The sequence below is a fragment of the Streptomyces sp. NPDC093085 genome (assembly GCF_040683935.1).
In the GTDB taxonomy this organism is placed as follows: domain Bacteria; phylum Actinomycetota; class Actinomycetes; order Streptomycetales; family Streptomycetaceae; genus Streptomyces.
The window spans coordinates 53,243-65,196 of the sequence record NZ_JBFBFB010000001.1 but is presented as its reverse complement, the minus strand read 5'-3'; the positions used below and the strand labels follow the sequence as shown (position 1 = coordinate 65,196).

Below are 11,954 nucleotides of genomic sequence, written 5' to 3'. Positions count from 1 at the left end.
TCCAAAAGCCTCGGGTGCGCAACAGGGCACCCGGGCGGGTCCTTGGTAGCCGCGGAGCGGCCGGTGACGAGCCGGCCGGTCAGTCCGTGGCGGTGGCGGGCAGGGGGGCCGCCAGGCCCTCTTCCTCGCCGCACTCCGCCGAGGGGGGCCGCTCCCGCAGCTCCGCGACGGCGGCTTCGAAATCTTCGAGCGAATCGAACGCCCGGTACACGGATGCGAATCGCAGGTACGCGACGAGGTCGAGTTCCCGCAGGGGGCCGAGTATGGCCAGTCCCACGTCGTGGGTGGTCAGCTCGGCGCTGCCGGTGGCGCGCACCGCCTCCTCGACCCGCTGGCCGAGCTTGGCGAGGGCGTCCTCGGTGACCGGCCGTCCCTGGCACGCCTTGCGGACGCCGGAGATGACCTTGGTACGGCTGAAGGGCTCGGTCACGCCGCTGCGCTTGATCACCATCAGCGAGGCCGTCTCGACCGTCGTGAAACGGCGGGAGCAGTCGGGGCACTGGCGACGGCGCCGGATGGACGTGCCGTCATCGGTGGTCCGGCTGTCGACGACCCGGCTGTCGGGGTGCCTGCAGAAGGGACAGTGCATGGCTCCCAACCCCTTCCTTGCGCAGCACGACGAAACAGCCCCGTACGGGCCGGAAAGGCCCCTCGAAGCAACCCCCAGCATAGGCGATGACCTCGGAGCCCGAAGACCCGGGACCACAACTTCTGGGCGGTCGGGACAATCCAACCACTAGATCTGGGGTTCGGCTGCATCCTAGACCCCGGCGCGTGTCGCGTGTGGCGGCGGGGGGTCCCGTCCGGCGCGGGCCGGTGCCACCGCACCCCGTAAGGCCTGCTCATACACCCAGTCGGCGGCTCTTGGCGGAGACTCCGCGATTTTTCACTCGAACGTGTGTTTGGCGCAACCTTTCGAAAGCAACTACCGTTGTCCAGCCAGGGAGAACATTTCGAGAGGGGCCACCGTGACCACCACCACAGACAGTGCCACCATCACTGCCCAGGACCGCTCCCAGGGCCGACTCGATCCGGTGCATGCCATGAATGTGAACGAAGCGGGCACGAACCCGGAGGGCGCCAAGCCCACGCGTTCGATGCCCGGGCGACCTCCCGGGATCAGGGCGGACAGCTCGGGTCTCACGGACCGGCAGCGCCGGGTGATCGAGGTCATCCGGGACTCCGTGCAGCGCCGTGGGTACCCGCCGTCGATGCGGGAGATCGGCCAGGCCGTGGGGCTCTCCAGCACCTCGTCGGTGGCCCACCAGCTCATGGCCCTGGAGCGCAAGGGGTTCCTGCGCCGCGACCCGCACCGGCCGCGGGCGTACGAGGTCCGCGGCTCGGACCAGCCGAGCACCCAGCAGACGGACACCACGGGCAAGCCCGCCGCGTCGTACGTCCCCCTGGTCGGCCGGATCGCCGCCGGCGGGCCGATCCTCGCCGAGGAGTCCGTCGAGGACGTCTTCCCGCTCCCCCGCCAACTGGTGGGTGACGGCGAGCTGTTCGTGCTGAAGGTCGTCGGTGACTCGATGATCGAGGCCGCCATCTGCGACGGCGACTGGGTGACGGTACGCCGCCAGCCCGTCGCGGAGAACGGCGACATCGTGGCCGCGATGCTGGACGGCGAGGCGACGGTCAAGCGCTTCCGCCGCGAGGACGGCCATGTCTGGCTGCTCCCGCACAACGCGGCGTACCAGCCGATCCCGGGCGACGAGGCCACCATCCTCGGCAAGGTCGTCGCGGTCCTGCGCCGGGTCTGACCCCGGGCCCCGCACACACCCCCTGGCCCGCCTCCTGATCCTTTGGCGGGGCCGCACCAGGCATGCAGGGACATCCGAACGACGGGGCCAGGGCCGACACGGCCCCACCTCGCCCCGCTCGCCGGTTGCGGTACACGCCGACTGCCGTGTACCGCAACGCCATCGTGACGGAAACGCCCGCCCCGGCACCGACCCCACCAGGTCAGCGCCTCCGCGCCCGACCGGCCCCCGGCCTCCCTGGCCAACCGGGGGCCTCCCGGTCTACCGGCCCTCCGCGCGGGCCGCCTCGTCGATCGTCGCGAGTGACCGCCGTACCTGGTTACGGTCCGTGGTGTACCAGAAGTCGGGCAGTGACGCCCGCAGAAAGCCGCCGTACCGGGCCGTGGCCAGTCTCGGGTCGAGGACGGCCACCACCCCCCGGTCCCCCGTCGCCCGGACCAGCCGTCCGGCGCCCTGGGCCATCAGCAGCGCGGCATGGGTGGCGGCCACGGCCATGAAGCCATTGCCGCCGCCCTCCTCCACCGCCTTCTGCCGCGCGCTCATCAGCGGGTCGTCCGGCCTGGGGAACGGGATCCGGTCCATCACCACGAGCTGGGAGCTGGGCCCCGGCACATCCACGCCCTGCCAGAGCGAGAGCGTGCCGAAGAGACAGGTCTTCGGATCGGCGGCGAACGCCTTGATCAGCTCGCCCAGGGTCTCCTCGCCCTGGAGCAGGATCGGCGCGTCCAGCCGTCCGCGCAGCTCCTCGGCGGCCGCCTGGGCCCCGCGCATGGACGAGAAGAGCCCCAGCGTCCGCCCGCCCGCCGCCTCCACCAGCTCGGCCAGCTCGTCCATCATGTCGCCGCGTGTGCCCTCCCGCCCCGGTGCGGAGAGATGGCGCGCGACATAGAGGATGCCCTGCTTCCGGTAGTCGAACGGGGAGCCGACATCGATGCCCCGCCACCGCGCGATGTCCTCGCCCTCGGTGCCCTCGGGCGCCAGCCCCAGCGAGGCGCCCACCCCGTTGAAGTCGCCGCCGAGCTTGAGCGTCGCCGACGTCAGCACGACCGAGCGGTCGGTGAAGAGCTTCTCCTTCAGCAGCCCCGACACGGAGAGCGGGGCGACCCGCAGCGAGGCCCCGAACCGGTCGTGCCGCTCGTACCAGACGACATCCCACTCGGAGCCGTTGGCGATCCGCTCCGCCACCCCGTGGACGGACTCCACCGACGCCAGCGCCTGCTTCCGTACGGCATCCTCGTCCTGCACGGACTTGTCGCGCGTCGCCCCGAGCGCCGAGATGACCGTACGCGCCGCGTCCCGCAGCGCCATCAGGGCGAACCCCAGGTCCTCCGGGATCTCCTCCAGGCGCCCCGGCAGCGCCAGCTCCATCAGCCGTTCGAACCCCTCGGCCGCCGTCTGGAGCGCGTCCGCCGCCTTCTCGTTCACCAGCTTCGCCGCGCGGCGTACGGCGCGGTTGACCTGCCCCGGGGTCAGCTCGCCGGTCGCCACCCCGGTCGCCCGCGAGACCAGCTCATGCGCCTCGTCCACGATCAGCACCTCGTGCTGCGGAAGCACCGGGGCACCCTCGATCGCGTCGATCGCCAGCAGCGCGTGGTTGGTCACCACGACCTCGGCGAGCTTCGCGCGCTCCCGCGCCGCCTCGGCGAAGCACTCCGCGCCGTACGCGCACTTCGACGCCCCCACGCACTCCCGCGACGACACCGACACCTGGGACCAGGCGCGGTCGGAGACGCCCGGCGTCAGGTCGTCCCGGTCCCCGGTCTCCGTCTCGTCCGCCCAGTCCCTCATCCGCAACAGGTCCTGACCCAGCTTGCTGGTCGGCACGGCGGCCTCGAACTGGTCGAAGAGGCCGTCGTCCTCCTCCTGGGGCATGCCCTCCCGCAGCCGGTGCAGACAGAGGTAGTTGGACCGCCCCTTGAGCATGGCGAACTCGGGCCTGCGGCGCAGCAGCGGATGGAGCGCGTCGACCGTGCGCGGCAGGTCGCGCTCGACGAGCTGGCGCTGGAGCGCCAGGGTCGCCGTGGCCACCACGACCCGCTCGCCGTGGGCCAGGGCCGGCACCAGATAGCCCAGCGACTTTCCGGTGCCGGTCCCGGCCTGGACGAGCAGGTGGGAGGAGTCGTCGATCGCGTGGGCGACGGCCTCGGCCATGGTGACCTGGCCTGGCCGTTCCACGCCGCCGACCGAGGTGACGGCGGCGTGGAGGAGTTCGGGGAGTGATGGCTTCGTCATAGCCCGACCACCCTACGGGTCACCACTGACAGCGCAGGTTCAATCGTCCGTACGTACGACCGCGAGCGGGTTGGGCACGGTACCGTGCACGGCGGCGTGCGGTCGCTCCGAGCGGTCCCGGTAGCCGTCCAGATGGAGCCGGTTCCGGTTGAGGCAGAGCCGCTCGATCCGCGGGACGAGCAGGTCGAACGTCTCGAAGCGCTCCTTCAGCTCCGGGAACCGGGCCTGGTAGCGGAGGATCTCGGCCCGTACGAGGGACCAGAACACGTCCTCCGGCACGTCGAGTTGGTCCGCGCAGAGCGGGGCCAGATAGCGGAAGACGCCGACGAAGAGCCCCGAATGGATGAACTGGGGCAGAAACGCGGGGTCCTCGGTGAGCAGGGTGTCCTTCACATCGGCGGGCATCGCCTCGTGCTCCGGCAGCGGCCGGGCGCTGAGGTTGACATCGTCGACGAAGTCCTTCATCGCGAGCCGTACGGGCACGTCCTGGGCGTCGAAGACGACGATGGCGTTCTCGCCGTGCGGGGAGAAGACCGTCCCGTACCGGTAGAGGAAGTGCAGCAGGGCGGGGAGGAGCGCCGTGAAGAGGCGGCGCAGCCACTCCTCGGGGTCGAGCCCGGAGCGCGCCACCAGCTCGGCGGTGAACGCGCGGCCCGCCGGATCCGTATGGATGAGCGAGGCGAGGGTGCGGGCGCGTTCGCCCGGGGCGAGCTGGGTCTGGAGGGGCTCGCGCCAGATGGTGCCGAGGAGTTCCTTGTACTGGTAGGGGACCTCGGGGAGGTGGTCGTAGAGGGGGTGCTCGACGGTCACGGAGGCGACCTCGCCGAGGAGGATCACCCGGCACTCGTCGCGCAGGAACGGGTCCGCGTCGCGCAGGCCGTGCATCCAGGCGGTGACGGCGGGGGCGGCGAGGGTGCGCTCGGTGGGCAATCCGCGCCAGACGAGGGTGTTGAGGATGGAGAGCGGCAGCTTCACCGTGTGGCGGTCGGGGCGCCGGAGGTTGAGGAACGTCCGGATCGACTGCTGGGGCAGCCGGAGGTCGCCGTCGGTGGGGAGCGGGACGATGGTCCCCTCGGCTATGGCGGGCGCGTAGAGCGGGAGCAGCACCTCGTCCCACTGCCAGGGGTGGACGGGCAGGTAGAGGTGGTCGGCGGGGTCGAGGCCGCGGTCACGCAGCACGGTGTCGAAGCGGTCGCGTACGGCGTCGTCGAGTTCGAGGGCGTAGAGCTGCTCGGGGGCGGCGAGCCCGGGGACGCCGCGGTAGGTGGCGAGGGCGGTGGAGACGGCTATCCAGGGGAGGGCGGCGGGGGTACGTCCCTCGGGGGCCCAGTGGTCCGTGTCGGTGGCGGAGAAGCCGACCCGGCCCTTGTTGAGGACGATCCAGGGGTGGCCGGTCTGGTGTCCCTCCAGTTCCGCGTAGCCGAGGTCGGCGAGTTCCGCGGCGCTCAGGGCGGTGTGGCCAAGCTTGGCGTCGGCGGCGAGGGTGGCGGTGAGTTCGCGGACGAGATGGCCGAGGGTGGTGCCGTCGAGACCGAGCAGCCGCCGGGAGAGGAGCAGGAAGCGGAGCGGGTCGCCGAAGGGCCGGTCCTCGCACCGTACGGAGGCGGGGTCGACGCGCCAGTGGCCGTAGGCGCCGCGCCGGGCGGTGAAGGTGAGGCTCTCGCCGCCGTCGAGTGTGATGGCGTACCACCCGGTCCCCTCGGCGGGGTCGGGGCGCGTTTCGGGTTCGGCCTCCGAGGCGGGCACGGCACCGGAGACGGGTTCGGGCGCGGGCTCCGGCTCGATGATGCCCTCGTACGCGAACTCGGACAGCGTCTTGGCGAGCAGCCGGCCGGCCGCCCGCTCCCAGGCCACCGGGTTCAGCTCGGGCGGAGCGAAGAGCGGGGTGGCTATGGACCCGTCGGCGGCGGGGCCGGCGGCGGAGGGGGGCCCGGACGGGGCGGAGAGGGACGTTGCGGGGGATGCGGGCGAGGTCGGCACGAGGACTCCTGGGGAGGGGAACCGGTGGGGTTCGAGCGGGACGTGCAACGGAACGGTCGACGGGGCGTACCAGGGTGCGTACGCCCCGTACAGGACGATGGGTACGGAGAAACGGGGACAGGGAGGGAAAGGGGGAAACGAGAACGGGATGGGACGGGACCGGGGCGGGAACGGAACGGGAACGGGGACGGCGGGGGGGAACGGGAGAGCCCGGTGGCTCGGGTGAACGCGGCTTACGGGGTTGACGGGAGGGCGGATCGTTTACAGGAGGTCACGCAGAGCACGGTCACGGACCATGAGCGCGGCGCGTTTGTCGGGCAGGTCGACCTCCGCGGCGAAGCGGAACCCCGCGCCGAGGAAGGCCGCGACCGAGGGCGTGTTCCGCAGATCGGGCTCCGCGACGACCCGGGCGCACCGGGGCCGGTGGTCGAGGACCAGATCGGCGACGGCCCGCAGCAAGACGGTGCCGACGCCGCGCCCCCGGTTGGCGACCCCGCCGAGGAGCAGATGGATCCCGGTGTCATGGGGGCGCGCGGGGTAGTGGCGCGCGAGGGGGTCGAGGTCGGCGCGGTACAGCTCCCAGTAGCTCATGGGGACGCCGTCGAGCACCCCGAGACAGGGCAGCGTACGCCCGTCGCCGTCGAGTTGTGGCCGCACATGGGCCTCGGTGCGTTCCGGGGCGCCCGCGAGATGCCAGAACGCGGCGACTGCCGGATCGTTCATCCACCCGCTGATCAGGGCCAGGTCGCGCTCCATATGGACCGGTACGAGCTGGAAGACCCCGGCGGCGGTGGCCACGGGCCCCCAGCGCGCCGGGGTGTCGAGCAGATCACCGGTGGTGGGGCCGCCGGGCGGCGCGGACGCGGCGTTCCGCCCGCACGAGCCGCCCGAGACGTCCGAGCCACCTGGCCCGCCCGAGCCGAGCAGGGTGACGAGTTCGTCGGACAGCCTCAGGTCGAGGGTGTCCTCGACGGCCTCGTGCGGGGATGTGCCGGGGCCGGTTCCGGTGTCGGTGCTCGCTTCGGTGGAAGGCACAGTGGCGCTCTCCTCTCAGCAGTTCTGACCGTTACTCATGTTCCTTCAATCACGCAGGGGGTTGGTGACGGTGACGTAGACGGATTGCGTGTCCACCGGGCCGACGAGTTCGTCCAGGCCGTGGAGGCGGGTGAGCATATTGGCCTTGCAGCGCAGGGTGGGGCTCTCCAGGAGCAGGGCGGGGAGCGCGGAACCGAGGTCCCGCGCGCCGGTCAGGAAGCTCCGGAGGGCGGCGAGCAGGACCCGTTCGTCGGCGAGGCCCTGGGCGCCGAACGCGCCGATCAGGCCGAGCACGTTGTTGATGCCCAGGTAGTAGGCGAAGCGTTCGTCGGTGACGGCGTCGGAGACGAAGGTGTCGCTGACGGAGCCGATGCCGGGGAGTCTGCGCTCCAGCGCGGCGCGGTGGGACTCCCGGAAGTAGTACCCCTGGTTGTCCCGGTACCGCCCGCCGACGGGCCACCCCTCCGCGTCGAGCAGGACCAGCGTGTTCTGCTGGTGGGCCTCCAGGGCGATGCCGGCCGTACCGTCCAGCCAGAGCACGGGGCGTACGACATGGTCCAGGTAGCGCAGGAACCACTCGGCGGCGACGGCGCCTTCGGGGCGGCCGGTGCGCGCGGCGACGGTGGCGACGATCTCGGCGAGCCGTGAGTACATGCCGGTACGGCCGGGGTACGGGCGGGGCGCGGTCAGCGCGGCGATGCAGACGGCGTCGTCCGACGGGCCGAAGGGGTTGTGGCGGAGCATGACGTCGAGTCCGGTGACGGGTTCGCCGTCCGGGGTGTCCACGGCGAGCCAGGCGGGGTCGCGCACGATGTCGAAGCCGGGGTGCGCGGCGCTCCACTCCTTGCCGAGGCCGCTGCGGAGCAGCCGGTGGACCTCGACGCCCCGGTGGAGCTCCTTGCGGAGGTTCTCGCGGCGGGAGTTGGTGATGCGGACGCCGAGGGAGAGCTTGAGCATGGCGGGGGCGCCGGGGCGGTGCACCGTACGGATGGAGGAGGTGGGGTGCCAGGGGTCGCCCTGGGCTCCCAGGTCGTGCAGGAGCCCGGCGTCGAGGAGGCTCCGTACGGCGGGGCGGTGCGCGAGGTCGCGGGCCTGCCAGGGGTGCAGGGGCAGCGCGACGGTGTTGCCGGGGAGCGGGTGGCCGCCGAGGAGGCGCCCGGTGAGCACCTCGGCGGGGAGAACACGGCCCTGCTCGGTCCAGGCCGAGTCGGTGGCGAGGACGGAGCGGTCGACGGCCATCCAGTGGAGCGGGAAGGAGCCGCGCAGCTCGGGCGAGTAGCGCCGGGCCTCGGTCTCGGAGAGCCCTTCGCGGCTCTTGGGCGTGGGGTGCAGGGGGTGGCCGAGGACGAGGGACTGCTCGGCGGTGAGGAACGGGTCGGCGTCGGCGGGGGCCTCGGGGCGGGCGCGCCGGTCGGCGAGGAAGTCGGCGGTACGGCCCACGGAGTCGGCGACCCGGCCGACGAGTTCGGCGCCCTGGTGGCGCCCCGACTCGCGGCCCAGGAGCGCGGCGACGGTGACGGCCTCGGCGGCGGGGGCGTCCTGCGGGGCGCCTTCGAGGAAGGGCATGCCGAAGCGGTGCCAGCCGGTCGGGGACCAGTGGCGTACGGGGACCAGGAAGGCGGTGCCGCTGGCCGGGAGCGGGATGCGGAGCACCGTACCGTCGGGGCGGCCGAGGCCGGTCTCGCGGACCCAGCAGCGGAGCAGGTTCTCGGTGGCCGCGGCGTCGGCGGCCTTCGCCGGGTCGGGGTGGTCGAGGTGGTCGGCGGGCGCTTCGGCCGTCGCCGCGCCCGGTGCGGCGGCCGAGAGGGCGCCTGACGGGGCGTCCGGCGGGGCGCCGGTGGGGCCGGTACGGCGCTCGTCGGCGCGGGCCTCGGCCTGTCGGGGCACCGTCGACGGCGCCGGGGCGGTCGGAGGGGAGCCGGCCTCGGGTGCGTCGGGCGAGGGGGTGGAATTCACGGGGGGGCTTCCTTGTGAGGGGTAGGGGTCAGCGGGAGAGGCCGGCTTCTTCTCGGCGGAATCCGGTCCCTCCGCCGGGGCGGACGGCCGGCTCCCGGCGGCGCGCGCGGGGCGCGGGGGGCCCGGTGGCGGCGACGGCCGCGTCGAGTGCGTCGGCGAAGCGGTCGAGTACGGCGTCGGCCTGTTCGTCGGTGAGGGTGAGCGGCGGGAGCAGCCGGACCACGGACGCCTGGCCCCCGCCGAGCCCGACGACCAGGCCGCGCCGCAGGCACTCCTGCTGGACGGCGGCCGCGAAGGCGGGGGCCGGCGGGGCAGGCTCGCCGGCCGGCGGGACGACGCATTCCACACCGATCATGAGACCACGTCCGCGCACGTCGCCGACGTGCGGGTGGCGGTCCGTCAGTTCCCTGAGCCGGTCGAGCAGATGCGCTCCGAGGAGCGCGGCGCGGTCGGCGAGCCGGTGTTCCCGTACGTGGGCGAGGGTGGCGGCGCCCGCCGCCATGGCGAGCTGATTCCCCCGGAAGGGGTCGGTCCTGCCGCGTCCGCCGGGGAGCGGGGCGTCGAGATCGGTGTGGTGGACGAGCACGGCGAGCGGGAGAGAGCCGCCGATCGCCTGGGAGATGACCATGACGTCAGGGGTGATCCCGCTGTGTTCGACGGCCCAGAAGGTGCCGGTACGGCCGACTCCGGTACGGGTCTCGTCGGCGACGAGGGGGAGGGCGTGCTCGGCGGTGGCCCGGCGGACGCGGCGCAGCCACGCGTCGGGGAGCACGCCGCCGTCGTCCTGGACGGGTTCGGCGAGGAGCCCGGCGGGGGCGGGCCTGCCGTCCCGGGCGGTGCACAACTCGGCCGTAGGGGCGGCGTGGTCGGCGGCGCGGACGGTGCGTACCTCGTCGCGGCCGGTGGCGGTACGGACCAGGGCGTACGCCCCGGCGAGGGCGTCGGCGGCGGTGGGGCCGCAGAACCGTACCCGGGCGTGCGCGGCGAACGCGGGCGGGAGCGTGGCCAGGAGTTCGGCGGTGAAGGCCTCCTCGACGGGGGTGGCCAGGTCGGGGACGTGCAGCGGGGCGCCGGAGTCCAGGATCTTCCTGATGGCCGCCAGGACGACCGGGTGGTTGTGGCCGAGGGCGAGGGTGCCGGCCCCGGAGAGGCAGTCCAGGTACCGCCGCCCGTCGGCCGCCTCGATGGTCAGTCCCTGGGCGCGCACCGGGACGATGGGCAGGGAGCGGGCGTATGTGGGCAGGGAACGGGCGTACGTACGCGCCGACGCCTCGCGCGGGGCCCCGTACCGCAGGAGGCCCGTATGGGCGACGGTCGGCGCCGCCGGAGCTGATCGGGTCACGGCCACAGCGATCGGTCCTCCCGTGGACATCGTTCGGTTCTCCGTACGTACGGCCCCCGCGCCCCGGATGTTCGAATTACGGCCTCCGGACCGCGTCCCCTCGTCCGTACCAACGACGCGCCGCGCGCCCGATCACGGGCAACGGCAAGATCCTTGGCGGCCGGGAACCGCCGCCCTGCCGCGCGCCGTCCCCCTCGACACCGGCATAGTGGGGTCGCGCCCGGCTCCGGAATCAGGTCTCCGGCTTCGGCTTCGGCTTCGGGTGTGTCCACCGTCCAGGTGTTCCGAACTTGTTCAGAACTGTCCAGAGGTACCAGGGGGATTTCGCCATGCGACCCATACGTCCGACGCGCGCCGCTCGCCGCGGAGGGAGCGCCCGGCGCTCCCCCGTCCTCGCCGCCGCCTCGCTGGCCGGAATGCTCGCGCTGACGGCCACCGCCTGTGGCCCCGACGGCGGGCAGGCGGCGGCGCAGGCAGATGCCTCCGCCACCGCCTCGGCCGGGGATTCCGCCGACTCCGCCGGATCCGACGGCAAGATCGTCATACCCGACGACCTGAAGGAGCGGCTCAAGGAGCACGGCTTCGACATGGACAAGTGGCGGGGAGGCGAGTGGAAGAACTGGGACCGCGAGACCTGGCTGCGGGAGGCCAAGGACTTCGTCAACCCGGTCATCGAGGACCTGTGGGACCCGGAGCGGATGCGGGAGGCGCGCAAGCCGCCGGAGAAGTCCGTGGACGACCAGGACCTCTCGGGGGACACCGGCGTCACCGACCCGGAGCCGGCCCCGGTGCGCGCGCGGAGCGTGGCCACGCCGTACCACGAGAACGCGGCCCAGGCGGGCAAGTTGTTCTTCGACGGACCCGAGGGGTCGATGGTCTGTTCGGCGACGGTGGTCGAGGACCCGGCGCACCCCGGCAAGTCCAACCTGGTCTGGACGGCCGGCCACTGCGTGCACGCGGGGAAGAACGGCGGCTGGTACCGGAACATCGCCTTCGTGCCCTCGTACAACGACGGCGCCCTCTCGTCGGCCGCGCTCCAGAGCGCGTCCAAGGAGCAGATCGCGCCGCGCGCGGTGTGGTGGGCGGACTGGGCGCAGACCTCCGCGCAGTGGATCGCGCAGGGCGGTCCGACCGGCGGCAAGGGTGCCTCGTACGACTTCGCGGTGATCCATGTGACCCCGGAGAAGGGCGGCACGGGTACGTCGCTGGAGGAGACCGTCGGGTCGGCGCTGCCGGTCGACTTCAACGCCCCGGCGACGCCGGACATCGCGGCGATGACGGCGACGGGGTACCCGGCGGCGGCGCCGTACGACGGGCAGAAGCTCTACCGCTGCCAGGACAGGCCGGGGCGGCTCTCGCTCTCGGCGGACGACCCGACGATGTACCGGATCGGCTGCACCATGACCGGCGGTGCCTCGGGCGGCGGCTGGGTCGCGGCCGGCCAGGACGGCAAGCCGGCCCTGGTCTCGAACACGTCGATCGGGCCGGTCACCTCGGGGTGGCTGGCGGGGCCGCGCCTCGGGACCGTCGCCAAGAACGTCTACGACGGCGTCAGCGAGAAGTTCGCGGGACGGTGAGCGACCGGTAGGGGGCCGGTAGAGGGCCAGTAGGGGAACAGACAGGTGAGCCGCCTACAGGTGAGTCACATG

The 11,954-nt window shown here is 73.0% G+C and carries 8 protein-coding genes; 2 read left to right on the top strand and 6 right to left on the bottom strand.

Annotation, left to right across the window (positions count from 1 at the left end):
* Positions 1–79: 79 nt before the first annotated feature.
* On the bottom strand, positions 80–589 hold the full coding sequence (gene nrdR, locus AB0O07_RS00250; protein ID WP_365624433.1) for a transcriptional regulator NrdR: 510 nt from the start codon (positions 587–589) through the stop codon (positions 80–82).
* A gap of 379 nt (positions 590–968) precedes the next feature.
* Between nrdR and lexA the strand changes: the two genes are divergently transcribed.
* Positions 969–1,760 (top strand): transcriptional repressor LexA, encoded by a 792-nt coding sequence (lexA, locus tag AB0O07_RS00245; protein ID WP_365624430.1) that lies wholly within the window; start codon positions 969–971, stop codon positions 1,758–1,760.
* A 261-nt stretch (positions 1,761–2,021) separates the two neighbouring features.
* On the opposite strand, the gene AB0O07_RS00240 is transcribed toward lexA, so the two are convergent.
* The 5 genes from AB0O07_RS00240 to AB0O07_RS00220 all read right to left on the bottom strand — a co-directional run bounded on the left by AB0O07_RS00240 (position 2,022) and on the right by AB0O07_RS00220 (position 10,311).
* Entirely contained in the window at positions 2,022–3,992 is a 1,971-nt protein-coding gene (locus AB0O07_RS00240; RefSeq protein WP_365624427.1) for an ATP-dependent DNA helicase, read from the bottom strand.
* Positions 3,993–4,031: 39 nt separating this feature from the next.
* Positions 4,032–5,885: an IucA/IucC family siderophore biosynthesis protein gene (locus AB0O07_RS00235; protein ID WP_365627816.1), complete on the bottom strand. Its 1,854-nt coding sequence runs from the start codon at positions 5,883–5,885 to the stop codon at positions 4,032–4,034.
* Positions 5,886–6,233: 348 nt separating this feature from the next.
* Entirely contained in the window at positions 6,234–7,007 is a 774-nt protein-coding gene (locus AB0O07_RS00230; RefSeq protein WP_365624424.1) for a GNAT family N-acetyltransferase, read from the bottom strand.
* 45 nt (positions 7,008–7,052) lie between these two features.
* A complete protein-coding gene (locus tag AB0O07_RS00225) occupies positions 7,053–8,963 on the bottom strand; it encodes an IucA/IucC family protein (protein WP_365624421.1) in 1,911 nt (636 codons plus the stop codon).
* Between the two features lie 28 nt (positions 8,964–8,991).
* Positions 8,992–10,311 (bottom strand): aminotransferase class III-fold pyridoxal phosphate-dependent enzyme, encoded by a 1,320-nt coding sequence (locus AB0O07_RS00220; RefSeq protein ID WP_365627813.1) that lies wholly within the window; start codon positions 10,309–10,311, stop codon positions 8,992–8,994.
* A 323-nt stretch (positions 10,312–10,634) separates the two neighbouring features.
* Here AB0O07_RS00220 and AB0O07_RS00215 point away from each other — a divergent pair, with 323 nt between their 5' ends.
* Entirely contained in the window at positions 10,635–11,882 is a 1,248-nt protein-coding gene (locus tag AB0O07_RS00215) for a hypothetical protein (RefSeq protein ID WP_365624418.1), read from the top strand.
* Positions 11,883–11,954: the final 72 nt, after the last annotated feature.